General features: G+C 70.1%; 22 protein-coding genes. 10 read left to right on the top strand and 12 right to left on the bottom strand.

Going from position 1 to position 23658, the window contains the following annotated elements:
• Positions 1-35: 35 nt before the first annotated feature.
• From ACZ5SK_RS02695 to panB, 3 genes are all read right to left on the bottom strand, one after another.
• Entirely contained in the window at positions 36-854 is an 819-nt protein-coding gene (locus tag ACZ5SK_RS02695; protein WP_361699890.1) for an ABC transporter permease, read from the bottom strand.
• Positions 851-1876 carry an ATP-binding cassette domain-containing protein gene (locus tag ACZ5SK_RS02690; protein WP_334580707.1) on the bottom strand — a complete coding sequence of 342 codons (1026 nt, stop codon included), beginning with the start codon at positions 1874-1876 and terminating at the stop codon, positions 851-853. Before ACZ5SK_RS02690 ends, ACZ5SK_RS02695 begins: the two co-directional genes overlap by 4 nt.
• Before the next feature lie 172 nt (positions 1877-2048).
• Positions 2049-2924, bottom strand: a complete 876-nt coding sequence (gene panB, locus ACZ5SK_RS02685) for a 3-methyl-2-oxobutanoate hydroxymethyltransferase (RefSeq protein WP_334580708.1) — start codon at positions 2922-2924, stop codon at positions 2049-2051.
• A gap of 180 nt (positions 2925-3104) precedes the next feature.
• On the opposite strand from panB, the gene ACZ5SK_RS02680 reads away from it, so the two are divergent.
• The 4 genes from ACZ5SK_RS02680 to ACZ5SK_RS02665 all read left to right on the top strand — a co-directional run bounded on the left by ACZ5SK_RS02680 (position 3105) and on the right by ACZ5SK_RS02665 (position 8066).
• The gene (locus tag ACZ5SK_RS02680; RefSeq protein WP_334580709.1) at positions 3105-4697 is read left to right on the top strand and encodes an MFS transporter; all 1593 of its coding nucleotides are present in this window, start codon (positions 3105-3107) and stop codon (positions 4695-4697) included.
• Between the two features lie 55 nt (positions 4698-4752).
• Positions 4753-5394: a TetR/AcrR family transcriptional regulator gene (locus ACZ5SK_RS02675; protein WP_334580710.1), complete on the top strand. Its 642-nt coding sequence runs from the start codon at positions 4753-4755 to the stop codon at positions 5392-5394.
• A gap of 250 nt (positions 5395-5644) precedes the next feature.
• Positions 5645-6706 (top strand): endonuclease/exonuclease/phosphatase family protein, encoded by a 1062-nt coding sequence (locus ACZ5SK_RS02670; protein ID WP_468575156.1) that lies wholly within the window; start codon positions 5645-5647, stop codon positions 6704-6706.
• A 127-nt stretch (positions 6707-6833) separates the two neighbouring features.
• Positions 6834-8066 carry an MFS transporter gene (locus ACZ5SK_RS02665; RefSeq protein ID WP_361699895.1) on the top strand — a complete coding sequence of 411 codons (1233 nt, stop codon included), beginning with the start codon at positions 6834-6836 and terminating at the stop codon, positions 8064-8066.
• 43 nt (positions 8067-8109) lie between these two features.
• On the opposite strand, the gene tgmC is transcribed toward ACZ5SK_RS02665, so the two are convergent.
• Positions 8110-9237 carry an ATP-grasp peptide maturase system methyltransferase gene (gene tgmC / locus ACZ5SK_RS02660; RefSeq protein WP_468575155.1) on the bottom strand — a complete coding sequence of 376 codons (1128 nt, stop codon included), beginning with the start codon at positions 9235-9237 and terminating at the stop codon, positions 8110-8112.
• 407 nt (positions 9238-9644) lie between these two features.
• On the opposite strand from tgmC, the gene ACZ5SK_RS02655 reads away from it, so the two are divergent.
• Entirely contained in the window at positions 9645-10010 is a 366-nt protein-coding gene (locus ACZ5SK_RS02655; RefSeq protein WP_334580713.1) for a hypothetical protein, read from the top strand.
• Between the two features lie 240 nt (positions 10011-10250).
• Positions 10251-10859 (top strand): DJ-1/PfpI family protein, encoded by a 609-nt coding sequence (locus ACZ5SK_RS02650; protein ID WP_334580714.1) that lies wholly within the window; start codon positions 10251-10253, stop codon positions 10857-10859.
• A gap of 28 nt (positions 10860-10887) precedes the next feature.
• On the opposite strand, the gene ACZ5SK_RS02645 is transcribed toward ACZ5SK_RS02650, so the two are convergent.
• The 5 genes from ACZ5SK_RS02645 to ACZ5SK_RS02625 all read right to left on the bottom strand — a co-directional run bounded on the left by ACZ5SK_RS02645 (position 10888) and on the right by ACZ5SK_RS02625 (position 17310).
• Positions 10888-12642 (bottom strand): NAD+ synthase, encoded by a 1755-nt coding sequence (locus ACZ5SK_RS02645; RefSeq protein ID WP_334580715.1) that lies wholly within the window; start codon positions 12640-12642, stop codon positions 10888-10890.
• Between the two features lie 124 nt (positions 12643-12766).
• The gene (locus tag ACZ5SK_RS02640) at positions 12767-14713 is read right to left on the bottom strand and encodes a S53 family peptidase (RefSeq protein WP_361699903.1); all 1947 of its coding nucleotides are present in this window, start codon (positions 14711-14713) and stop codon (positions 12767-12769) included.
• Between the two features lie 228 nt (positions 14714-14941).
• Complete coding sequence (locus ACZ5SK_RS02635) at positions 14942-15910, bottom strand: hypothetical protein (RefSeq protein ID WP_361699906.1); 969 nt, start codon at positions 15908-15910, stop codon at positions 14942-14944.
• Positions 15911-16030: 120 nt separating this feature from the next.
• Positions 16031-16633 carry a DUF305 domain-containing protein gene (locus ACZ5SK_RS02630; RefSeq protein ID WP_334580718.1) on the bottom strand — a complete coding sequence of 201 codons (603 nt, stop codon included), beginning with the start codon at positions 16631-16633 and terminating at the stop codon, positions 16031-16033.
• Between the two features lie 11 nt (positions 16634-16644).
• Complete coding sequence (locus ACZ5SK_RS02625; RefSeq protein ID WP_334580719.1) at positions 16645-17310, bottom strand: DUF3105 domain-containing protein; 666 nt, start codon at positions 17308-17310, stop codon at positions 16645-16647.
• A 163-nt stretch (positions 17311-17473) separates the two neighbouring features.
• Between ACZ5SK_RS02625 and ACZ5SK_RS02620 the strand changes: the two genes are divergently transcribed.
• Positions 17474-17920 carry an RrF2 family transcriptional regulator gene (locus tag ACZ5SK_RS02620; protein WP_334580720.1) on the top strand — a complete coding sequence of 149 codons (447 nt, stop codon included), beginning with the start codon at positions 17474-17476 and terminating at the stop codon, positions 17918-17920.
• Between the two features lie 58 nt (positions 17921-17978).
• The gene (locus tag ACZ5SK_RS02615) at positions 17979-18245 is read left to right on the top strand and encodes a DUF6959 family protein (protein ID WP_334580721.1); all 267 of its coding nucleotides are present in this window, start codon (positions 17979-17981) and stop codon (positions 18243-18245) included.
• Between the two features lie 402 nt (positions 18246-18647).
• Here the strand turns inward: ACZ5SK_RS02615 and ACZ5SK_RS02610 are convergent, their stop codons facing one another.
• The gene (locus ACZ5SK_RS02610) at positions 18648-18869 is read right to left on the bottom strand and encodes a CarD family transcriptional regulator (protein WP_327314594.1); all 222 of its coding nucleotides are present in this window, start codon (positions 18867-18869) and stop codon (positions 18648-18650) included.
• Positions 18870-19039: 170 nt separating this feature from the next.
• On the opposite strand from ACZ5SK_RS02610, the gene ACZ5SK_RS02605 reads away from it, so the two are divergent.
• Complete coding sequence (locus ACZ5SK_RS02605; RefSeq protein WP_334580722.1) at positions 19040-19624, top strand: hypothetical protein; 585 nt, start codon at positions 19040-19042, stop codon at positions 19622-19624.
• A gap of 36 nt (positions 19625-19660) precedes the next feature.
• Here ACZ5SK_RS02605 and ACZ5SK_RS02600 read toward each other — a convergent pair whose 3' ends face one another.
• Positions 19661-20869: a globin domain-containing protein gene (locus ACZ5SK_RS02600; RefSeq protein WP_361699912.1), complete on the bottom strand. Its 1209-nt coding sequence runs from the start codon at positions 20867-20869 to the stop codon at positions 19661-19663.
• Between the two features lie 403 nt (positions 20870-21272).
• Between ACZ5SK_RS02600 and ACZ5SK_RS02595 the strand changes: the two genes are divergently transcribed.
• A complete protein-coding gene (locus ACZ5SK_RS02595) occupies positions 21273-22634 on the top strand; it encodes a glutamine synthetase family protein (RefSeq protein WP_079662771.1) in 1362 nt (453 codons plus the stop codon).
• 92 nt (positions 22635-22726) lie between these two features.
• Here ACZ5SK_RS02595 and ACZ5SK_RS02590 read toward each other — a convergent pair whose 3' ends face one another.
• Complete coding sequence (locus ACZ5SK_RS02590) at positions 22727-23608, bottom strand: alkaline phosphatase family protein (RefSeq protein WP_334581391.1); 882 nt, start codon at positions 23606-23608, stop codon at positions 22727-22729.
• Positions 23609-23658: the final 50 nt, after the last annotated feature.

The raw sequence follows: 23658 nt of genomic DNA, 5'->3' as shown, positions 1-23658 counted from the left end.
GCCGACGGCCGACCCGACAGGCACTGAAGAGCAGGCTAGTTCTTGGTGCGGAACTTGTGGATGGCGACCGGCGCCATCACCGCCGTCAGGCCCACCGACCAGGCCAGCGTCACCACCAGGCCGTGCGCGACCGGGCCGCCCACCATCATTCCGCGCGCGGCGTCCGCGAGCGAGGACAGCGGGTTGTAGTCGGTGAAGTTCTGCAGCCAGCCCGGCATGGACTGGGTCGGGGCGAAGATCGACGAGCCGAACTGCAGCGGCATCAGCACCAGGAAGCCCATCGCCTGCACGGACTGCGCGCTCTTCATCATCACGCCGAGGGTGATGAACACCCACATCAGCGCCGAGCCGAACACCGTGGCCAGCCCCACGGCGCCGAACAGTCCCGGCCAGCTGGTGATGTCGAAGCCCACGAGCACGCCGACGATCAGCAGGATCGCGCATGCGAGAAGCATCCGCATCAGCTCCACCACGATCTTGGCGACCAGCACCGAGCCGCGCCCGATCGGCAGGGACCGGAAGCGGTCCATGACCCCGGAGTTGAAGTCGGTGTTGAAGCCGGTGCCCACGCCCTGGGACATGTTCATCCCCATCATGGCCAGCAGCCCGGGGACGACGTACTGCACATACGCCTCCTGCCCGCCGCCCAGCGACTGGCCGATGGAGCCGCCGAAGACGTACACGAACAGCAGGGTGAAGATCACCGGGAACAGGATGGCGTCGAACATCGACTCCGGGTCCTGCCGGATCCACAGCAGGTTGCGCCGGATCAGCGCACCGGTGTGCCGGAGATGGCTGCGCAACGAGATCCGGGTGTCGGCGGCCGTGGTGATGTCGAGAGTGGCGGCACTCATACCGCGACCTCCTCGCGGGTGTCGGTGGGCTGGGCGTCCTGCGGGGCACTGGCGCGGTGGCCGGTGAGGGACAGGAACACCTCGTCCAGGCTGGGCAGTTCGGTGGTGAGGGAGGAGAGGGTGATGCCGCGCGCGGTGACCGCGCCGATCACCGCGGTCAGCTGTTCGTCGCTCAGCACCGGAACCAGCACTGATCCGCGGTCGGCGTCCACGACGGTGCTGGCGAGCCCGGTGATGCCGAGTTCGTCGAGCCAGCCGGCCAACGGCCGTAGCTGGAGCGGGTCGGCGGGCCGTATCCGCAGCGTCCGGCCGCCGACCCGGGCCTTCAGCTCCTCGATGCCGCCGCCCGCGATGACCTTGCCCCGGTCGACGACGGTCAGCTCGGAGGCGAGCTGCTCGGCCTCCTCCATGTACTGGGTGGTCAGCAGCACGGTGACGCCGTCCCCGACCATCGCCTTGACCTCGTCCCACACCTCGTTGCGGGTGCGCGGGTCGAGACCGGTGGTCGGCTCGTCGAGGAACAGCACCTGCGGGCGCCCGATCATCGACGCGGCCAGGTCGAGCCGGCGCCGCATGCCGCCGGAGTACGTGCTCGCCGGCCGCTTGGCGGCCTCCGTCAGCGAGAACCGCTCCAGCAGTTCGTCGGCACGGGCCCTGGCCTCCTTGCGGGACAGGTCGAGCAGCCGCCCGATCATGTAGAGGTTCTCCCAGCCGGGGAGCTTCTCGTCCACCGAGGCGTACTGCCCGGTGAGCCCGATCACCCGGCGCAGCTGCCGGGGCTGGCGTACCACGTCGTAGCCGACGACGGTGGCGTGCCCGCTGTCGGGAGCGAGCAGCGTGGACAGGATCCGTACGAGGGTGGTCTTCCCGGCGCCGTTCGGCCCGAGCACCCCCATGACGGTTCCCTCCCGCACCTCGAGGTCGACGCCGTCCAGTGCCTTGGTCTCGCCGTAGTGCTTGACCAACCCCCGAACGGTCACAGCGCTTCCCGCGCCACTGGGGTTCTTGTCGATTCGCGTCATGCAGGGAACAGTGCCAGCCCCCACCGACAAACCGCCTACAGGCCGCCGACAGCCCGCCTACACGCGCCGGCCCGGGCGCGCGGCAGCCCGCCGACGGGGGAAGATCGGCGGGCTGCCATGGTGCGGAGTTGGTTCTGGGAGTCGGCTCCAGGAGTGGCTCCAGGAGTCGGCTCTAGTGGACGGAGTGCTCCTCCTGCGGGAACGTTCCGCCGACGACGTCCTCGGCGAACGCCTTCGCCGCGTCGCCCATGACCTGGCGCAGGTCGGCGTACTGCTTCACGAACTTCGGGACCCGGCCGCCGGTCAGCCCCAGCATGTCGGTCCACACCAGCACCTGCGCGTCCGTCTCGGGACCGGCGCCGATGCCGACCGTCGGGATGTGCAGCACACGCGTGACCTCGGCCGCCAGCTCCGCCGGAACCAGCTCCAGGACCACCGCGAACGCGCCCGCGTCCTGCACGGCCTTGGCGTCCCGCAGCAGCTGCTGGGCGGCCTCCTCGCCGCGCCCCTGCACGCGGTAGCCCATCGCGTTCACGGACTGCGGGGTCAGGCCGATGTGCGCCATGACCGGGATGCCGGACTCCACCAGCAGCTCGATCTGCCGGTGCGAGCGCTCGCCGCCCTCCAGCTTCACGGCGCCGACCCCGGCCTCCTTCACCAGCCGGGTCGCCGAGCGCAGCGCCTGCACCGGACCCTCCTGGTAGGAGCCGAAGGGCAGGTCGCCGACGATCAGCGCGCGCTGCGTGCCGCGCACGACCGCCGCCGACAGCATGGTCATCTCGTCGAGGGTGACGGGCACGGTCGTCTCGTACCCGAGGTGGCAGTTGCCCGCCGAGTCGCCCACCAGCATCACCGGGATGCCGGCCTCGTCGAAGACGGACGCGGTCATCGCGTCGTAGGCCGTGAGCATGGGCCACTTCTCGCCGCGCTCCTTGGCGAGGCCGATGTCGCGGACGGTGATACGGCGTGTGCCCTTGCCCCCGTACAGCGCCTTGCTGCCGTCGGGGGTGTTCTGCTGCGCAGTCTGGGCAGCCGAAAGCTGCGTCATTGCAACGGCTCCTAACGTCATCTCGAGGCGCCCTCACGGCGTCCCCGGACCGCCTCCCATGGTGGCACCTCGTGCCAGGGAGGGCCAGAGCGCCCCCTGTGGGTAAGGCCTCAGTAAGAAACACGGTAAAACAATCGATACGAGACGGTCTCGTATCGGAACTGTCCTAGGCTCGGCGGCATGACTACTCCTGCCGTCCCCACCGCGCCGCGGATACCGGAAGCGGTGCACCGGCGTCGCTGGGCGATCCTCGGCGTGCTGATGCTGAGCCTGTTGATCGTGGTCCTCGACAACTCGATCCTGAACGTGGCGATCAAGACGATCTCGACGCCCGCCCCGACCGGGCTCGGCGCCACCCAGAGCGAGCTGGAGTGGGCGATCAACGCCTACACGCTCGTCTTCGCGGGACTTCTGTTCTCCGCCGGCCTGCTCGGCGACCGCATCGGCCGCAAGAGGGTCCTGCTCGGCGGGCTCGCCGTCTTCGGCGTCGGCTCCGCGCTCGCCGCCGAGTCCGGCTCGCCGGCCCAGCTCATCGCCTTCCGCGCGCTGATGGCCCTCGGCGCGGCCTTCGTGATGCCCGCCACCCTCGCCGTCCTGATGAACGTCTTCGAGCGCGAGGAGCAGCCCAAGGCCATCGGCATCTGGGCCGGCGGGGTCGGTCTGGCCATCGCCATAGGGCCGATCACCGGCGGTCTCCTCCTGGACCACTTCTGGTGGGGCTCGGTCTTCCTCATCAACGTGCCGATCGTGCTGCTCGCGTTCGGCCTCATGCTGTGGCTGGTGCCCGACTCGCGCGACCCGAACCCCGGCCGGATCGACCCCGTGGGCGTGGTCCTGTCCGTCGTGGGCCTCGTCCTGCTCGTGTACGGCATCATCAAGGGCGGCGAACTCGCCGACTTCACCGATGCGACCGTGCTGTCGACCATAGGCGCGGGCCTCGCCGTCCTCGCCGCGTTCATCGTGTTCGAGCAGCGCAGCGACCATCCGTCGATCGACGTCAGCTACTTCAAGAACAAGGTCTTCTCGGCCGCGATGACCGTCATCATGCTGGTCTTCTTCGCGCTGATGGGCGTGACCTTCTTCTCCGTCTTCTACACCCAGAGCGTGCGCGGCTACTCGCCGCTGCAGTCGGGCCTGCTGCTGCTCCCGCTGGCCGCCGCCCAGCTGGTCTTCGCGCCGCGCGCCCGGCTGGTCGTGGACCGCATAGGGATCAGGGCCACGACCACGACGGCGATGCTGGTCCTCACGGCGACCCTGGGCGCGTTCGCCACGCTGGACGCCGACACGCCGATCTGGCTGCTGGAGGTCGTCTTCTTCTGCATGGGCGCCGGAATGGCCCATGTGATGACCCCCACCAGTGTCGTCATCATGCAGTCCCTGCCCCGCGAGAAGGCCGGCTCCGCCTCCGCGCTCAGCAACACCTTCCGTCAGATCGGCGGCGCGCTCGGCATCGCCGTTCTCGGTTCGGTGCTCTCCACGTCGTACCGGGGCGGTATCGAGGACAGCCTCGGTTCGCTGCCGGCGGGGCTGCGCGAGACGGCGGGCGAGTCCATCGAGGCGACACTGGGGGTCGCCGCCAAGCTCGGCGGGCGCGGCCAGGGCCTGATCGGCCCCGCCAACGACGCGTTCCTGCACGCCATGCACATCACCGCGCTGTGCGGGGCGGGGGTGGCCTTCCTCGGCGCGGTCGTGGTGGCCCTGTTCCTGCCGGCCCGGGCGAAGCCGGCGCAGGAGGAGACGGAGGAGGGGGAGTTGGTCCAGTCGAAGTCGTAGGCCGGGCGACAATTCCCCGGTACGACGAAGGGACCAGAGGAAGGAATCAGTGGACGTGAGCCTCGCCGAGAGCGGAACCGACGACGGAACCGCGGAGCAGCCGGTTCGGGGGCGGCCCCGGAGCGAGGCCGTGGAACGCGCCATCATCGAGGGGACGATGAGGCTGCTGGAGGAGGGCGTCCCGCTCGCCGAGATCTCCATCGAGCGCATCGCCCGCACCGCCGGCGTCGGCAAGGCCACCATCTACCGCCGCTGGAGCGGCAAGGAGGAGCTCTTCGTCGACGCCCTGCGCGCCGCCGAACCCGCGGACTCCGAGGTACTCCCGGGCACTTCCATGCGCGACGACCTGATCGTGCTGCTGGAAGGGCTGCGGCGGCGCGGCCTCGCCAGCCGCTCCTCGGCGATCCTGCACAACGTCTACGCCCAGATGAAGAGCAGCCCCAAGATCTGGGCGGCGTACCACAATTCCGTCATAGCGCCCCGGCGCGGGATGGGCATCGACGTCCTGCGCCGGGGTCAGGAGAACGGCGAACTCCGCGCCGACCTGGACGTGGAACTGGTGAACGACCTCGTCGTCGGCCCCATGCTGGTCCGCGCGCTCCTGCGCCCGGACGCCGAACTCCCCGACGACCTCCCGGAACGCATCGTCGACACACTGCTGGCGGGACTACGCCCCGTCAGTTCCCCGGCGGCGTAGGGCCTGTCCGGCGGATCAAGTCGCAGGACAGAACACCTAGGACCGAGGGCGCCGACCTCGGTCCGTCCGGCCTCATGTGCACGTTTCGTCACAGACCGGTCCGCGTGGCCCGGCGCCGGAACCCGTGAGAGCGGCCCGTTCGTCCTCGTGCCCGTACGGCCGTCACGGGACGGCGAGAACGAACCCCGACATCCCCTAGGGTCGTACCCGGGGGACGGACGGTGTGCACGGCAGGCAGTGAGGCGACGGTATGGCGCAGCAGGCGTACATGACGGAGACGGGTGACAACAAAGGCTCGGGACCCGAGCCTCGGGGAGTCCGCATCCGGCGCCTGATCGGCACGCTGCTCGGCCGGGCCTTCGGCGGCTGGCGCGGCGACCCGCGCATCTGGCGGCGGGGCCTGGTCCTCACCGGGTTCGCGCTGGCGTTCTCCCTGGTGATGCTGGTGCACTCGCGCATCCCCAACCGCTACGGCAACCTCGGCAGCCTCACCGAGACGTTCCTGCCCTGGATCGCGGTCTTCGTCCCGGTGCTGCTGGTGCTCGCGCTGGTGCGCAGGTCCGCGACGGCGCTGATCGCCGTCGTCCTGCCGGCCGTGGTCTGGCTGAACCTCTTCGGCGGACTGCTCGGCGACAAGACCGGCGGCGGCGGCGACCTCACCGTCGCCACCCACAACGTCAACGCCGACAACCCCGACCCCTCCGGCACCGCCCGTGACGTGGCCGCGTCCGAGGCGGACGTGCTGGCCCTGGAGGAGCTGACCGACTCGGCGGTGCCGGTGTACGAGAAGGCGCTGGCGGCGACGTACAAGTACCACTCCGTGCAGGGCACGGTCGGCCTGTGGAGCAAGTACCCGCTGAGCGGCGTGCAGCCCGTCGACATCAAGCTGGGCTGGACGCGCGCGATGCGGGCGACGGTCGCGACGCCGCAGGGACCCGTCGCCGTCTACGTCGCCCACCTTCCTTCCGTGCGGGTGAAGCTTCAGGCCGGGTTCACCGCCCGGCAGCGCGACAAGAGCGCGGACGCGCTGGGCGAGGCGATCGCCGACGAGCCGCTGCCCCGGGTGATCCTGCTCGGCGACCTCAACGGCACCATGAACGACCGCTCCCTCAACGCGGTGACCTCCCAGATGCGCTCCACCCAGGGCGCGGCCGGCAGCGGCTTCGGCTTCAGCTGGCCGGCGTCGTTCCCGATGGCGCGGATCGACCAGATCATGGTGAAGGGCGTGGACCCGGTCACGTCGTGGACCCTGCCCCGGACGGGCAGCGACCACCTTCCGGTGGCGGCGCGGGTGAAGGTCACCACGTCTTAACCAGCGGGTCATCCCCTGGAATGCCGGGGGAATAGCGGGCCGGGGAGACTTTGTTCCGTACATGAACATACGAAACGTATGATGAACGTCAGTCCCCGCTCTCCCTGACCTGAAAGGCAAGTCCTCCATGCCCCTGGCCCTGCTCGCCCTGGCCGTGGGTGCCTTCGGCATCGGCACCACCGAGTTCGTGATGATGGGCCTGCTGCCCGAGGTCGCGGCCGACCTGCACGTCTCGATCCCGACGGCCGGACACCTGGTCTCGGCGTACGCGCTCGGCGTCGTCATCGGCGCGCCGCTGCTCGCCGCGGCGACGGCGCGGATGTCCCGCCGGACGGTCCTGATGGCGCTGATGGCCCTGTTCATCGCGGGCAACGCGCTCTCCGCCCTCGCCCCCGGCTACGACTCGCTCCTCGCCGCCCGCTTCCTCAGCGGACTGCCGCACGGCGCCTTCTTCGGCGTCGGCGCGGTCGTCGCCACGAGCATGGTCGCGCCGGAGCGCAAGGCCCGCTCGGTGTCGCTGATGTTCCTCGGTCTGACGGTCGCCAACATCGTGGGCGTGCCGGTGGCCACACTGATGGGCCAGCACCTGGGCTGGCGCGCCACCTTCCTCGGCGTGAGCGTGATCGGCTTCGCCGCGGTCGCCTCGCTCGCCCTCCTCATCCCGCGGACCCTGCCGGGAGCGACGCCCGCCACCGGCCTGCGCGGCGAACTCGCGGCCCTGCGCTCACTCCCGGTCTGGCTGGCACTGGGGACGACGATCGCGGGCTTCGGCGCGCTCTTCTCGGCGTACAGCTACATCACCCCGATGCTCACGGACGCCGCCGGCTACGCCGACTCCAGCGTGACCCTGCTGCTCGCGCTGTTCGGCGTCGGCGCGACCATCGGCAACCTGCTGGGCGGCCGCCTCGCCGACCACGCGATGCGGCGCACCCTGTTCGCCGGCCTGACGTCCCTCGCGGTCGTCCTGGCACTCTTCCCGCTGCTGATGCGCGCACAGTGGAGCGGCGCCCTGGCCGTCGTCCTCCTCGGCGTCGCGGCCTTCGTCGCGGGCACCCCGCTCAACCTGATGGTCATGGAGAAGGCGTCCACAGCCCCCTCCCTGGCCTCCTCCGCCAACCAGGCCGCCTTCAACCTCGCCAACGCCGGCGGAGCCTGGATCGGCGGCCTGGCCCTGGCGGCCGGCCTCGGCGCGACGTCCCCGGCGACGGCGGGCGCGGGCCTGGCGGTACTCGGACTGGGGGTGGCGGGCGTCGCGTATGTCGTCGACCGCCGCAGGGCTTTCGCCGGCCCCACCGGCCGGGAACGGGTCATCGCGACCCACCTGCCGCGGGCGGCGGAGGCGGCGGAGGCCCGTCGCTGACGTCGGGCTCCGCGACGCACGCGGTACTTCGAACGGCGCGCCCTCAGAACGGCAGCCGCCATGAGGGCCCACCGGGATCCCCGGCCCAGACGCGCTGGGTGCCGTCGATGTCCACGGTCATGCCGAAGTCGGACTGCGGAGGTGATCCCGCGGTCTGCCAGACGGCGATCGCGTCCTCCACGGCGTTCCACAGCCGAAGTGGGCCGTGCTGGTGAACGCGCCAGCCGTCTCCGACGCGCTCTGTCCATGCCTGTGAGCCGGTGGCGACGTCCACGAGGATCACCCCGTCGCTCGTCGTCATGAGTTCGGCGGAGGGCGCGGCGAGTTGGGCGACGAACTGTGCCGTCCAGTCGTCCAGGAGCCCCGGGTCCAGGCGGGTGGCAGAGGTCTGGCCCTGATGCGGGAAGCAGACGGGGCGGGGCGGCCGTTCGTGAGGTCGGGCGAGCATGTATCCGATCCGGTCTCCGGCGAACCGGCCCGTGGCGGTGCCGTCGTCGTGGACGGTGAGGCGGATGAGGCCGGAGGCGAGCATCCATCCGCTGATCGTCGTGGTGATGGTTCCGCCGGAACGGACCTGGTGGAGCCAGGCGGGCGGAATGTGGCGGACGGCGCACGTGGCGACGATCGCGTCGTAGTCGGCCGCCTCCCTGTACCCGGCGAGGCCGTCTCCGGTGACCAGGGTCGGGAGGTATCCCGCCGCATGGATGTGGTCGGCGGCGAGGGCGGCGAGCCGCGGGTCGTACTCGACGGAGTACACGTTCCCGTCGCCGAGACGGTGACACAGGATGGCGGTGGAATAGCCGGTTCCGGTGCCGATCTCCAGCACCTTCTCGCCCTCGCGGACACCGCCGAGATCGAGCATGCGCACGATCAGGGAGGGCAGGGTGCTCGACGAGGTGGGACGGCCGCTGAGAGGGCCAGGGGCGTCGGCGGCGCCGACCCCGTCGACCTGGGTGACCCAGGTGGTGTCCTGGTAGACGAGGCGCAGCCAAGCGTCTTCGCCGACCCGGTCGCGGTGCACGGGCTCCCACCGGGAGCCGGACGGCCGGAACAGGCAGTCGCCGAGGAACAGTTCGCGGGGAACGGCTTCGACTGCGGCCCGCCACAGGGGGTCGGTCACACCAGGGGAGGTGGCCAGGACGTGGCGGAGTTCGGCGGGGTCGGCGGCCATACGGGCTCTCCACAGTGTTGGAGCTGATCGGCAAGAGCGGCGGTGATCGGTGTGGTGATGTGGTCGGGGAACCAGGCCCACTGGCCGTTGGGATTGCACTCGTACCAGTACCAGCGTCCGTCGGTCCCAGGCCGAAATCGAAGGCTCCGAAGACAAGACCGAAGGCGTCGAGGTAGGCACGGACGCTTTCGGCGATCTCGGGGCACGTCGCGCACCCGTACGGCCAAGGGCAGAGCATCGAAGCAGTCTGCTGCGTGGCTCCCGGGGCCGGACCGGACCGGTCCAGCTCGTGGGGGCTGTGATCGGACAGGCGCACGGCGACGATTTCCCGGGCGTCGACAAGGTGACGTCACTTCGGGTGAGCCGTCTATCGTGGCGCATAGCGGTACAGGGGGAAGGGGCAACTTGTGGACTGGTTCTGGTGGGTTCTCATCGTTTTCTGGACGGGTGGCTTCGCGTGGGCGGCTGACAACGTCCGCACCGCGCTGCGCAACCGGCATGAGCGCAAGTTGCAGTTGCTGGAGGCGGCGAAACAGGAACGTTTGGCCGTCGAAGCAGCCGGCAGGCCGCCGGAGGCGGTGTGCGGATGCACGCACCATCTCGCCAAGCACGACAAGCAGGGCCGGTGCCATGAGCGCGTCGAGGTGCCGACGGCCTGGGACGAGAACAAGAAGCCGCTGCGGTACGAGGCCGGCCAGTGCAACTGCCAGCAGTACGTGGGACCGCAGCCTCTGTCGCAGGTGTTCGCCGAGGACCTGACGGACCTCGCCTGATCGGGACTGCGAGGCCGCCCACGGTGATGCTGCTCGACGTGGCCGAAGACGTCCTCCACGGGCGGTGACGGCGGGCTGTCGACCGGTCGGCCCACGGCGGGACAGTGCGCAGGCTCCGGCCGGGACAGTCGGCGCGGGGCCTTCAGGCGGGCTGGGTGCCACCCGTCGTTGACTGGCTCTCGACGCGGAACTACGTGGCCGGGAGACTGCGGGTTCGATGCCGTACGTGGAGGAGTCGTGATGCAGGTTGCCGTGGTCACTTTCGACGGGTTCAACGAGCTCGACAGCTTCATCGCCTCCGCGCTGATCAACCGGTGTCGCAAGGACGGCCTGGAAGCCTTCGTCACGACGCCGACGCCCGTGGTCACGTCGATGAACGGCGTCGAGGTGAGCGGGCAGCGCCCGATGGAGTTCGTCACCGAAGCCGACGTCGTGCTGATCGGCAGCGGGGTGAAGACGCGGGACGTGGTCGCCGACGACCGGCTGATCTCCAGGCTGCCGCTCGACCCTTCGCGTCAGCTGATCGGCTCGCAGTGCTCCGGCGCGCTGGTGCTCGCCCGGCTGGGGCTGCTGGCCGGCATGCCCGCCTGCACGGACATGAAGAGCCGGCCCTTCGTCGAGGCGTGCGACGTCACCGTGCTGGACCAGCCGTTCCACGCCGAGGGGAACATCGCCACGGCGGGCGGCTGCCTGGCGTCCCAGTACCTCGCCACCTGGGTGATCACCCGGACGCTCGGCGAGGACGCCGCTCGCGACGTCCTCGACTACGTGGCCCCGGTCGGCGAGAACCAGGAGACCGTCGAGCGCGCCGTGCGTGCCGTCCAGAAGGGCGAGATCGCGCTGCGCTGACGCCCGGGGCCGGTGGGGCACACGGTTGTCACACCGACTCGCGCCAGCCGTTCGTGATCGGCAGGCGGCGGTCCTTGCCGAAGCCCTTTGCCGAGATCTTCGTGCCCGGCGGGTACTGGCGCCGCTTGTACTCGGCCGTGTCGACCATGCGCAGGGTCTTCACGACCAGCTCACGGTCGTAGCCCGCCGCGACGATCGCGTCCGCGCCCTGGTCCCGGTCGACGTACAGCTCGAGGATCGCGTCCAGGACGGGGTAGTCCGGGAGCGAGTCCGTGTCGACCTGGCCGGGGCGCAGCTCCGCGCTCGGCGGCTTGGTGATCGAGTTCTCGGGGATCGGCGGGGTCTGGCCCCGTTCGGCCGCGGCACGGTTGCGCCACTCCGCCAGGCGGAAGATCCAGGTCTTGTACACGTCCTTGATGGGGCCGTACGCGCCCACCGAGTCGCCGTAGAGGGTCGAGTAGCCGACCGCCAGCTCCGACTTGTTGCCGGGGGCCAGCACGATGTGGCCCTCCTGGTTGGAGATGGCCATCAGGAGCGTGCCGCGCAGGCGGGACTGGAGGTTCTCCTCCGCCAGCCCGGTCAGCTCCGTCGACGACATGTACGCGTCGAACATCGGCTCGATCGGTACCGTGCGGAAGTTCAGGCCCGTGCGGCGCGCCAGCTCCGCCGCGTCGCCCTTGGAGTGTTCGGAGCTGTACTTCGACGGCATCGACACGCCGTACACGTGCTGCGCGCCCACCGCGTCGCACGCGATCGCCGCGACGAGCGCCGAGTCGATACCGCCCGACAGCCCGATGAGCACCGAGGTGAAGCCGTTCTTCGCGACGTACGCCCGCAGGCCCACGACCAGCGCCGAGTAGATCTCCTCGGCGTCGTCCAGCCGCTCCGCGTACCCGCCGGAGAGCTCCGGCTCGTACGCGGTGAGCGGGTCCTCCGACAGGACGACCCGGTCGATGCGCAGACCGTCGTCGACGACCCCGGTGGGCGCGTCGGCCGAGGCCGCGGGCAGGTCGAGGTCCAGGACCACGCAGCCCTCCGAGAACTGCGGCGCCCTCGCGATCACCTCGCCGTCCTTGTCGACGACGATCGAGTCGCCGTCGAAGACCAGCTCGTCCTGCCCGCCCATCATCGCGAGGTAGGCGGTGGTGCAGCCCGCCTCCTGGGCCCGCTTGCGGACCAGCTCCAGCCGGGTGTCGTCCTTGTCGCGCTCGTAGGGCGAGGCGTTGATGGAGAGCAGCAGGCCTGCCTCCGCCGAGCGCGCCGCCGGCACCCGGCCCCCGTCCTGCCAGAGGTCCTCGCAGATGGCGAGGGCCACGTCGACGCCGTGGACGCGCAGCACCGGCATGGTGTCGCCCGGCACGAAGTAGCGGAACTCGTCGAAGACGCCGTAGTTCGGCAGGTGGTGCTTGGCGTAGGACAGGACCACCTCGCCGCCGTACAGCACCGCGCCCGCGTTGCGCGGGGAACCCGGCGGCCGGCCGAACTTCGGCCGGTCGCTCTCCGACCGGTCGAGGTAGCCGACGACCACCGGCAGCTCGCCGAAGCCCTCGTCGGCGAGGCGCGCGGCGAGTGTGCGCAGGGCCGTGCGGGAGGCCTCGACGAAGGAGGAGCGCAGGGCGAGGTCCTCGACGGGATACCCGGTCAGCGCCATCTCCGGGAACGCCACGAGATGCGCTCCCTGCTCGGCCGAGTGCCGGGTCCAGCGGAGGATCGTTTCGGTGTTGCCGACGAGGTCGCCGACGCGCGAGTCGATCTGGTTCAGAGCGAGACGAAGTTGAGGCACGGGGCCAGTGTAATCGTCAGAGCGACGCGATGGGGTGGCGTGAGATGTCGTCCACCTCACGCCACCCCGTCGGTACGCTCCGTTTCAGCGCTTCATGCCTTGCTTCAGCGCTTCATGCCCTGTTTCAGCGCTTGCGGTACGACTCCACGTAACCGCTTGCGGGCGTTCCCACGCCGGTGACGTCGTCGTAGCCCTTCACCGCGGACAGCGAGCTGTCCTTGCCGAGGCTGCGGACCGAGGTCAGCAGGCCGCCGGTCGCGTCGACGCTGTTGGCGAAGTCGACGCGCGCCACCGCGAGCCCGGACCCGGTCGGGTTGTCCGTGACGTCGTGGTAGACCCGGGAGCCGAACTTGGAGTAGATCGACGGGTTGGCGAAACCGATCGCCTTGCCGCCGTGCGCCTCCTGGGCCAGCGCCTGCACGGCTGCGATCACCGGAGCGGCGAGCGAGGTGCCGCCGATGCGGTACTCGCTGTACTGCTCCGACCCGTCCGGGAAGGTCTGGGTCTGGCCGACCTTGAAACCGGTGTTCGGGTCGGCGATCGCCGCGATGTCCGGGACGACGCGGTTGCCCGCGGCGTTGTTGGCCTTCGCGAGCGCGTCCGGGACGACACCCTTCTGGTAGAAGGGCTCGGCGACCGTCTTGCTGGTGCCGCCGCCCGCACCCGAGGTGAACGCGCCCGGGAAGTTCGTCCAGCTCTTGCCGTCCGCGGACAGCGAGGCCTTCTCGGTACCCCAGCCGGTCTCCCACAGGTACTTGTCGCCCTTGCCGACCGCCAGCGAGGTACCGCCGACCGCCGTCACCCACGCCGAGTTGGCCGGGGTGTCGACCTGCTTCGTCCCGGTGTTGGCGACCTCGTCGCCGTTGTCGCCGGAGGAGAAGTAGAAACCGATTCCCTCGACCGCGCCGAACTGGAAGACCTGGTCGTAGGCGGCTGCCAGGTCCGGCGTCTGGTTGGCCTCGATGTCGCCCCACGAGTTGGAGACGATGTCGGCCAGGTGGTTGTCGACGACCTTGCTGAGCGAGTCGAGCAGGTCGTCGTCGAGGCAGGACGCGCCGCCCACGTACGTGACGTTCGCGTCCGGCGCGACCGCGTGCACGGCCTCGACGTCGAGGGTCTCCTCGCCGTACCAGCCGGAGGCGTCGCACTCGTCTGCGCCGGTGTGCGTGTAGTTCTTGGGCAGCACCTGCTTCAGCTGGCCGGTCTTCCAGGCCGCGTCGCCGTGCTTCTTCGCGTAGGTCTGCGCGTCGAAGGCGATGGTCGGCGAGGCGAACGCGTCCGTGATGGCGACGCGGACACCCTTGCCCGTGTACTTGCCCGCACCGTAGGCGGCGCGCAGCTGCTTGCCGGTGTACCCCTCGACGGCGTACGGGATCTTCTTGCCGTACGCGTCCGGCAGCGTGGTCGCGGTGTTCGAGCCGTAGTACGAGGAGAACGGCCCGGAGTTCTTGAACACCGTGGACGGACCGGGCAGCTGGTCGTTGTGGGTCGCCTTGTGCGGCGCGTTGTCCAGACCGGTGACGGTCAGGACGGCGCCGTCGAGGCTGGCGGGAGCCGAAGCCGCCTTCGCGGGCGCGCGGTAAGTCCTGCCGCTCTTCGCGTAGTTGTGCAGCTGGGTGCCGAACGCCTTCTCGGCGGCGGCCACTTCACCGCTGACGGAGACGTAGTGCGCGGTCGTGCCCGTCACCTTCAGACCGGCCGCGGTCAGCCACGACTTGACCGCGGCCACCTGCGCCGCGGTCGCGCCGTAGCGGGCCTGCGCCTGCCCGGCGGAGAGGTACTTGCCGTAGGCGGCGGAGCTCGGGTCGGAGACCGCCTTCGCGTACTGCGCGAGGCCGGCGGCGTCACGTCCCGCGAGGTAGACCCGGGCGGAGACCTGGGCGCTGTCCGCGGTCGATCCCTTGTCCGCCTTCGCCGTGGCCCACGCGGGCTTGGTCCCGGCCAGCGTGTCACGGGTGGGGCTGTCCGCGGCGTGCGCCGCGGGTATGCCGAGCGCCAGCGCGCCGGCGATCATCGGCAGTGTCGCTGCCAAGCTCGCTCCGGCGCGCAGCGCGGCGCGGTTGGATCTCATAGGACCCCCTGTATGTGGTTCGACGCGAGTAGATCACTCGCCTCGGCCACTCTGGCCCTGAACCGTTCATGCCAGGGGAATGCGAAACCCAAGAAGATCCCAAGTAACCGCTGTCGGAGGCGATTTGGGGTTTAGATCCTTTCGGCAGTGTTACGTCTGGCTGGAAATCCTCACGTCTCAACCGCGGGTCTCAGCCAGACTCCCCGTCAGGACCGGCCGCCGGGACTCTCAGTCGGGCCTGTGTCCGTTCTGTCGGAGCCGGGTGTGCATCTCGTCGTGGGCGCGGGCGGAGTGCGGGTTGCCGGGGTCGTGCATACGGAGCAGATAGGAGTAGAGGGCCGCGACGCACAAGTCCCGCTGCGCGTAGGGCGCGTCGTCGACCAGGCGAAGGTCGCGCGAGACCTCCCGGATGGTCCCGTCGGCCGTCGTGTACAGCGGATGCCAGACCAGAGTGATCGCCCGCCCGGCCTGCTCGCCCATCTCCTGCATTTTCCGCAACTGCGGTATCTCCTGGTCCTGCAGGACGCTGTCGGGATCGTGCGCCCTCAGGAAGATGTGCACGGGCCCGGTCGCCCGCTGCACGAACGCCACCGACAGAAGGTTCCAGAGCGGCCCGATGAGGGAGAAGTCCGGGTGCAGCCGGAGGCTGTTGATCACTCTGCCGAGGTTGGAGTGCTCCAGCGTCGTATGGCCTTTGGCGGTCGCGTAGTCGTTGACGTCGAGGCCGCCGGACCACAGGCCCATGGTGGGGGTGGGGATCCGCAGATGATCGCCGACCATGTCGACGACCGCGCGGTACCAGTCGTTCCCGGAGCGCTGGGACCGCCGCTGAGAGCGTGTCAGATGCCGGTCGACGAGCGACGTCTGAAGCTCCTCCTGCTGCCGGATGCCGCCCATGAGGAGCTGCCACACGGCTTCCACGGTGTCCCGGTCGAACCCGGCCCGCCGCATCAGGACCTGGAACTGTGGCCACTCCGGATGCTCGACGGGGCGCTCGGCGTAGCGGGCGGTGTCGCCCCAGGCCTGGCCGTCGCCCGCCCCGGCCCGCTGGACGGCGAGGGCCCGGCACACGGCCGCGTTGCCGGCCAGCCGCTGCAGGGCGGGCAACCCGGCGGCCGGCCCTGCGGTCGGGGGCATGATCCGCTGCTGCCGTCCCCGGTCGGCGCGCTCGGCGCTCCGTGAGTCCTGCGCGCGCATCGCCCTCCCCTTCACGGCCGGCTCCGCCGCCCCCCGGCGGTCGCCCCGAAAGCAGTACGGCCGACAAGCCCAAGAGACTCACGGCACGCGGCACGCGGCACACCGCCCCCCGCTCACGGTTCAGCGCGCTTGGGCGCCCCGTTCCTTCAACATGTCGGCCATCAGCTTGATCTCCGACTGCTGCGCCTCGACCATGCCCTGGGCGAGCCGCTTCTCCACGCCGACGGTGCACTTGGCGACACACCCCTCGGCCATGTGGACACCGCCCTTGTGGTGGTCGGTCATCAGCTGGAGGAAGAAGACCTCGGCCTGCTTCCCGTTGAGCGTGCCGAGCTTCTTCATCTCGGCGTTGGTGGCCATGCCGGGCATGAGGGCGCCGTCCTCGCCGTCGCTCATCCCGCCCATGCCCATCCACGTCATGGGCGCGTCGGCCGACACCTTCGGCAGCCCCCAGAGATCGAGCCACCCGAGCAGCATGCCGCGCTGGTTGGCCTGCGTCTGCGCGATGTCGTAGGCGAGGCGTCGTACGTCCGCGTCGGTCGTCCGGTCACGCACGATGTACGACATCTCGACGGCCTGCTGGTGGTGCACGGCCATGTCCCGGGCGAATCCGGCGTCGGCGGAGTCGGCGGCGGGGGGTGCGGCGCCCGTCGAGCCGTCCTCGGCGACGGAGTAGGTGACGGCCCCGGCGGCGACGAGCACTCCGGCCACGGCGACCGCCACTCCCGCGTACCTCACTGCGACAGACCGCCCGTGCAGGCCGCGCCCGGCTCGGGCGTCTGCTTGCCCTGGACGAACTCCGCGAAGAACTTGTCGACGTTCGCGTCGCTCGCACTCGTCACCGTGCGCTGGTGTCCCCACGCGGTCATCATGAGCGGGTCGGCCTGGGCGTCGTCCGGGCTCATGAGGGTGTAGGGCGTCTTCTTGACCTTGGCGGCAAGCGCGTCGACGTCGGCCTTGCTCGCCTTGCTGTTGTACGTCACCCAGACCGCGCCGTGCTCCAGCGAGTGGACGGCGTTCATGTTGTTGAGCGCCTTGGTGTAGACGTCGCCGTTGCAGTTCATCCAGACCTGGTTGTGGTTGCCGCCCACGGGGGGCTCGGTCGGGTACTTCACCGTCTTGGCGACGTGGGTACGCCCGAGCGTCCCCTTCCACGTCTTGACCCCGTCCGAACCGGTGACGAACTTCCCCGAGGCCTTGGCGTCGGCGGCGTTGGAGGAGTCGTCGCCGGACTGCGACTTCACGACGAACACACCACCGGTGATGAGCGCGGCGACGGCGACGACGCTGCCGGTGATCGCGAGAAACCGGTTACGTCGCTCGCGGGCCTGCTCGGCCCGCCGCATCTCCTCTATACGTGCCTTGCGCGTCGCGCTGCTGGTCTTGTTGGCGGAACCCATGGGCCTGTCCTTCTGGGGGAAAGGGGCGGGACGGGAGGCGTGCTTGTGCTGCTGTCTATCGGGTCGACTGATCGTAATGGGAGGGGCGGGGATCTCGTAGGGCAGGTCACAGCCAAGAAAGGATAATTTGAAGCGGAGATGCGCATTATCTACGCTTCCTCCCATGCGGCTCTTGCGATCCACCGACCTGGCACTGCGCGTCCTCATGAGGCTCGCGGTGGCGGACGAGAACCCGGAGACCACCCCCACGACCCGCGAGGTCGCGGCCGCGATGGAGGTCCCCTACACCCACGCGGCCAAGGTCGTGGCCGAGCTCCAGCACCTGGGCCTCCTTCAGGCCCGCCGGGGCAGGGGCGGCGGTCTGGCCCTGACGGAGAAGGGCCGTACGGCGTCGGTGGGCGGCCTGGTCCGCGCCTTCGAGGGGGACGGCGACGTCGTCGACTGCGAGGGCGCCACCCCCTGCCCTCTGAACTCGGCCTGCCGCCTCCGAGGTGCCCTGCGCCGCGCCCAGGAGGCGTTCTTCGCCTCCCTGGACCCGATCACGGTCGCCGACATCGTGCGGGAACCGACGGGCCCGCTGCTCCTGGGAATCTCGCACCGACCTGCGTGAAACAGAAAACCCGTGGAAACAGCTGGAAACACGTGGTCATGCCGGATTGGATGGCCCGATGGATCGCATCGAAGCAGAACTGTTCACCACCGGCGGCAACGACGCCGTGGTCCGCCTGCCCGGTCGACGGTTCCCCGGAGTGCTGGTGCAGGGCGACTCCCTGCACATCCTCCGCACCGACGCGGCCGAGCTGGTGGAGGCATGCGACCGCGGCGACCTGGCCGACGCCCGCGATGCCGCCGGACTCCTCCTGGCCGGCTTCGACGCCCTGCTGGAGCGCTACGCCACCGCGTTGGAGGAGCACGGAATCCCACGGCCGTACTGAGTGCGGCGCGACGCGCCTGAACCGGCCCTGTACGCGCCCGTCAGGGTCCCGGCACCGTGAACTCGGGCAGCCGGGGGAGCGGGGGAGCGATGCGGGGAAGCCGGGGAGGGAGCGGGGAGTGGGGGTTCGAGGCCTGCTCGATGGTCCTCGGAGTCAGCCCGCCTTGCGTTGCGTCGCACCCAGGCCCGGGACGGACGCCTGCGCGTCGTCGAGCGAGAACGTCTCGTCCTCACCGAAGTCCGGGGCCTGGAACGGGTTCGTCGTCGGAGGCGGCGATGCCGTCGTGGCACCGCGAGGCGCCCCCTCCGGAGCGGAGAACAGCGAGGTCAGGTTGATGAGAGGTCTCCCAATCGTTACGGGGCCATGAGGGGACCCGGTCTGCCGTGACCGGGCACGGCGCTGTTACAGCTTGCTCATCTTGGAGTAGGGACTCAAGATCCGCTCCTGAGCAGAGCCGAAGTCCACGAGCACCGCGATCCCATCCTCGATGCCGACCACTCGGCCGAGGCCGTACATGTCATGTGTGACCTGGTCCCCCACGGCGAACTGCTTGGGGACCGGCGCGACCGGAGCCTTGAAGGGGCTGGTAGGCAAATAACGCTTCGGGGCAGCTGGCTTTGTCATTGCCACCAGTATGCGCCAGCGCGCGTCCGATCGGTGCTGCCGTCCGCCACCCCGTTCCCCTTTCGGTATCTACGATCGATTTCGATCTTCGAACCGCGCTGCCGTACGTCCGGCTCCGGGCGCAGTCGGGGACCCCCCCGCTGTCAGACCTCAAGGGCATCATCTGGCGGATGCGCTACCTACGCTGGACATCCGACCGCATGTTCGTCTCGTACTGCCAGTACTACTTGCAGGGTGACGAGTTCCTCACCGATTACGACGACTCCGACACCGTCGAGCGGATCTTCGCGGGCAACAGCCTGGCGGCCGGGGGGCCGGAACACCTCACCGTGTTCGCCGGGACGCACACCGGATGGATCCGGCTGACCACCGAGCAGTGCCCACAGGAGCCGCCCCGGGACTGGGACGGGCACGGGGACGGAAATGCGGACGGGGCCGGGGAGGAGTGGGAGACCGTCGTGGACGTGAGCATCTGCAGCACCAGCGGGGTGCTGCGGCTGTTCAAGTGGGGTGGGGACGTCGTCGAGGACGCCGGGAACTTCGCCGTCGCCGGAGCCGGCTGGTACCGGGTCCGGGTCCGGGCGCGTGGGCGGGACGCGGGCGCGACGAACGCGGGGGACGAAGTGGTCGAGGAGCACCGGGTGAGCGTGTGGCCCGCCCCGCCCCTGCCGGACGTCGTCCACCGCGCGGACGACGCCTTCGCCCGCGCGCACTACGACCCCAACCGGCCGCCCGGGCTGCCCGTCCACCCGTGACGTCCGGCCCTCGGATTCGGTCGGGGTCCGCCCGTGTCAGGCCTGGGCCAGCCACAGGTCCGGGCCGAACACCTCGTAGTGCACGTCCGAGGGGGCGACGCCCTTCTCGATCAGCTGCGCCCGCACGGCCCGCATGAACGGCAGCGGGCCGCACAGGTACGCGCGCGTGCCCGGTGCGACGGGGACCTCCGTGAGGTCGGCCGGCCCCGGCCGGGCGTCCGCCGGGGCCTCGCGCTCGTACCAGAGGTGCACGGACGCGTCCGGCAGCTTCGCCGCGTAGGTCTCGTGGTCCGTGCGCAGGGCGTGGTCCGCGGGGGAGCGGTCCGCGTGGACGACCGTGACGGGGGCGCTGTGGCCGGCGGCCGCCAGGTGGGCCAGCATCGCGACGATCGGGGTGACGCCAATGCCGGCCGAGGCCAGCAGGAGCGGGGCGCCCTGGACGTCGTCCAGGACCAGGTCGCCGTACGGCTCGGAGAGCTCAAGCACGCTGCCCTCCCGCACGCGGGCGTGCAGGTGGTTCGAGACCTCGCCCGCCGGGGTCGCCGCGCCGCCCGGCACGCGCTTGACGCTGATCCGGCGCAGGTCCGACCCCGGGGTGCCGGAGAGGCTGTACTGGCGGATCTGACGGGCGCCGTCGGGGAGTGCGGTGCGGACGGACACGTACTGGCCCGCGCGGAAGTCCCGTACCGGAGCGCCGTCGAGGGGGCGCAGGTGGAAGGAGACGACGTCCTCGGTCTCTGTGACGCGTTCCACGACCTCCCACTCGCGCCATGTGCCGGCGCCCCGGCCGGCGTCGCCGAGCCCGCCCTCCTCGTACAGCCGGCGCTCGATCGCGATCAGGGCGTTCGCCATCAGCCAGTAGACCTCGTCCCAGGCCGCCGCGACCTCGGGGGTGACCGCCTCGCCGAGGACGTCGGCGATGGCGGCGAAGAGGTGCTCGTGGACGACCTTGTACTGCTCGGGCGCGATCCCCAGTGAGGCGTGTTTGTGGGCGATGCGGCCGAGCATGGCGTCCGGGCGGTGCTCCGGGTGGTCGACGAGGTGGGTGGCGAAGGCGGCTATCGAGCCCGCGAGGGCCTGGCGCTGGGTGCCCGCCGCCTGGTTGCCGCGGTTGAACAGGTCGCGCAGGAGACCGGGGTGCGCCGCGAACAGGCCGGCGTAGAAGCGCTCGGTGATCTCGCCGATGGCCGCGCCCACGGCGGGGAGGGTGGCGCGGACGGTGGCCGCGGACTGTTCGGACAGCATCGGGACTCCTCGGGATTCGGGGCAGCACAAGGGCCGCCGAGAGGCGGCGACGCCACGGCGTGCGACTCGTCGCTCGGCTGTCCGGCACGCTAGTTAAAGTTGCATCTTGGATGCAAATTAAGCGGGCGGGTGGAGACGGGGGAGGTCGGGCATTACGGATGTCGGTCCGAGCAGGCAAGATGGGCGGCAGAGCAGTACGCCTGCCGGACGTGCGGCAGTACATCTGCCGGACGTGCGGGCAGTACATCTGCCGGATGTGCGGCGTTCAGGCCCGGGTCGCCGAGGCGATCAGGGTCCGCAACGCGCACGAAATGGTGTTGTGGTGTGATGCTCAGGTGCCCGACCGCCTCTTTCGTGGGACGGGAGACAGGCGGCCTGACCAGCAAGGATGGGGAAGCGGAAGATGGACAAACAGCAGGAGTTCGTGCTCCGGACGTTGGAGGAGCGCGACATCCGGTTCGTACGGCTGTGGTTCACGGACGTGCTGGGCTTCCTCAAGTCCGTCGCCGTGGCCCCCGCCGAGCTCGAGCAGGCATTCGACGAAGGCATCGGCTTCGACGGCTCCGCGATCGAGGGCTTCGCCCGGGTTTACGAGTCCGACATGATCGCCAAGCCGGACCCCTCCACGTTCCAGGTTCTGCCCTGGCGCGCCGAGGCCCCCGGTACCGCCCGCATGTTCTGCGACATCCTCATGCCGGACGGCTCGCCGTCCTTCGCGGACCCGCGCTACGTGCTCAAGCGCGCCCTCGCCCGCGCCTCCGACCTGGGCTTCACCTTCTACACCCACCCGGAGATCGAGTTCTTCCTGCTGAAGGACAAGCCGACCGACGGCTCCCGCCCGACCCCGGCCGACAACTCCGGCTACTTCGACCACACCCCGCACAACGTCGGCATGGACTTCCGCCGCCAGGCGATCACCATGCTGGAGTCGATGGGCATCTCGGTCGAGTTCTCCCACCACGAGGGCGCCCCCGGCCAGCAGGAAATCGACCTGCGCTACGCCGACGCGCTCTCCACGGCCGACAACATCATGACGTTCCGCCTGGTCATGAAGCAGGTCGCGCTGGAGCAGGGGGTCCAGGCGACCTTCATGCCGAAGCCGTTCTCCGAGCACCCCGGCTCCGGCATGCACACGCACCTCTCCCTCTTCGAGGGTGACCGCAACGCGTTCTACGAGTCCGGCGCGGAGTACCAGCTGTCGAAGGTCGGCCGGTCCTTCATCGCGGGCCTGCTGAAGCACGCCGCCGAGATCGCCGCCGTCACCAACCAGTGGGTCAACTCCTACAAGCGCATCTGGGGCGGCTCCGAGCGCACCGCCGGCGCCGGCGGCGAGGCCCCCTCGTACATCTGCTGGGGCCACAACAACCGCTCCGCGCTCGTCCGCGTCCCGATGTACAAGCCCGGCAAGACGGGCTCCGCCCGCATCGAGGTCCGCTCGCTGGACTCCGGCGCCAACCCGTACCTCGCGTACGCCATGCTGCTCGCCGCCGGCCTCAAGGGCGTCGAGGAGGGCTACGAGCTTCCGCCGGGCGCCGAGGACGACGTCTGGGCGCTGTCCGACGCCGAGCGGCGCGCGATGGGCATCGAGCCGCTGCCGCAGAACCTCGGCGAGGCGCTGAGCCTGATGGAACGCAGCGACCTCGTCGCCGAAACCCTCGGCGAACACGTCTTCGACTTCTTCCTGCGCAACAAGCGCGCGGAGTGGCACGAGTACCGGTCCGAGGTCACGGCCTTCGAGCTGCGGAAGAACCTGCCGGTGCTGTAAGCGCTGGTCAGGACTGTTTCTGCTGGAGCGAGACCTAGGGCCGACGGTGAGGACACCGTCGGCCCTAGGTCGTCTCTTTCCGGTTCACCGCGTCAGGGTGTCCAGATCTCCGTGATGTCCGTCGCGGTGGCCGCGTTGCCGGCGTGGGTGGTCAGGCCCTGGCTGTCCTCCAGGGTGCGCAGCAGGTCATAGTGGTTGTACCTCGTCGACGAGGACGAACCCGGCGTCACCGGCTGGCCGTACAGGACTGTCGGTATGCGGTTGCCGGCCAGGCGGTTGTCCTCGTCGAAGGTGACGACGAGGAGGCTGTTGTGGGTCCTGGCCCACGCGGCGTAGGCGCTCAGGTTGTTCTTCAGCCAGGTGTCGCCGGTCGCCACCGGGCAGTCGTGCATGTCGCTGCACAGGTCGGGGATGACGAAGGACACCTGGGGGAGCGTCGAGTAGTCGGTCGGGAACTGCGCGAAGGTCTTCGCCGTCGACGTCGGGACGTTGCTGAAGCCGAACCACGGGTTGTGCTTGCGGGCGTATTCGCCGCTGCTGCACGTCGTCGAACCCTGGCTGGGCAGCGTCTCGTTGTAGCTGGCCCAGGTGCGGCCGGCCGCGAGGAGCTCCGAGGCGAGGTTCGCGGCCGAGGAGAAGCCGGGCGAGTAGCAGCTGTCGTCCGTGATGCCCTGGGTGGACCCGGAGAACAGCGCGAAGTAGTTGGGCTGGCTCGGGTGGGTCTCGGCGTACGACTGGGAGAGGTTGGCCCCGCCGGTCCTGAGCGAGTTGATGTACGGGGCGCTGGAGGCGCCGATGACCTGGCCGTAGGCGTGGTTCTCGAAGACCACGACGACCACGTGGTCCGGGGTCGGCACGCCGGCCACCGCCCGTGCGGGCGGGGACGAGCCGCCGAGGCCGGACCACAGGCCCGCGGCGGCCGCCGTGAGGGCGACGACGGATGCCACGACCGCACGGCGGCTGCGGCGGTACAGGGACCTGCCGGAACTGCTGGACACATCAGCCTCCGGTGAGGGTGAGGGGA

Source organism: Streptomyces sp. NPDC031474 (genome assembly GCF_055581185.1).
This window is presented reverse-complemented; position numbering and strand designations above follow the sequence as displayed.

Coding starts and splice junctions, on each gene's coding strand:
- tgmC (WP_468575155.1), bottom strand. CDS start 9,237: ATGGCCGCCGACCCCGCCGAACTCCGCCACGTCCTGGCCACCTCCCCT.
- panB (WP_334580708.1), bottom strand. CDS start 2,924: ATGACGCAGCTTTCGGCTGCCCAGACTGCGCAGCAGAACACCCCCGAC.
- ACZ5SK_RS02665 (WP_361699895.1), top strand. CDS start 6,834: ATGCCCCTGGCCCTGCTCGCCCTGGCCGTGGGTGCCTTCGGCATCGGC.
- ACZ5SK_RS02635 (WP_361699906.1), bottom strand. CDS start 15,910: ATGCGCGCGCAGGACTCACGGAGCGCCGAGCGCGCCGACCGGGGACGG.
- ACZ5SK_RS02650 (WP_334580714.1), top strand. CDS start 10,251: ATGCAGGTTGCCGTGGTCACTTTCGACGGGTTCAACGAGCTCGACAGC.
- ACZ5SK_RS02670 (WP_468575156.1), top strand. CDS start 5,645: ATGGCGCAGCAGGCGTACATGACGGAGACGGGTGACAACAAAGGCTCG.
- ACZ5SK_RS02680 (WP_334580709.1), top strand. CDS start 3,105: ATGACTACTCCTGCCGTCCCCACCGCGCCGCGGATACCGGAAGCGGTG.
- ACZ5SK_RS02600 (WP_361699912.1), bottom strand. CDS start 20,869: ATGCTGTCCGAACAGTCCGCGGCCACCGTCCGCGCCACCCTCCCCGCC.
- ACZ5SK_RS02690 (WP_334580707.1), bottom strand. CDS start 1,876: ATGACGCGAATCGACAAGAACCCCAGTGGCGCGGGAAGCGCTGTGACC.
- ACZ5SK_RS02695 (WP_361699890.1), bottom strand. CDS start 854: ATGAGTGCCGCCACTCTCGACATCACCACGGCCGCCGACACCCGGATC.
- ACZ5SK_RS02615 (WP_334580721.1), top strand. CDS start 17,979: ATGGATCGCATCGAAGCAGAACTGTTCACCACCGGCGGCAACGACGCC.
- ACZ5SK_RS02620 (WP_334580720.1), top strand. CDS start 17,474: ATGCGGCTCTTGCGATCCACCGACCTGGCACTGCGCGTCCTCATGAGG.
- ACZ5SK_RS02625 (WP_334580719.1), bottom strand. CDS start 17,310: ATGGGTTCCGCCAACAAGACCAGCAGCGCGACGCGCAAGGCACGTATA.
- ACZ5SK_RS02640 (WP_361699903.1), bottom strand. CDS start 14,713: ATGAGATCCAACCGCGCCGCGCTGCGCGCCGGAGCGAGCTTGGCAGCG.
- ACZ5SK_RS02610 (WP_327314594.1), bottom strand. CDS start 18,869: ATGACAAAGCCAGCTGCCCCGAAGCGTTATTTGCCTACCAGCCCCTTC.
- ACZ5SK_RS02605 (WP_334580722.1), top strand. CDS start 19,040: ATGCGCTACCTACGCTGGACATCCGACCGCATGTTCGTCTCGTACTGC.
- ACZ5SK_RS02595 (WP_079662771.1), top strand. CDS start 21,273: ATGGACAAACAGCAGGAGTTCGTGCTCCGGACGTTGGAGGAGCGCGAC.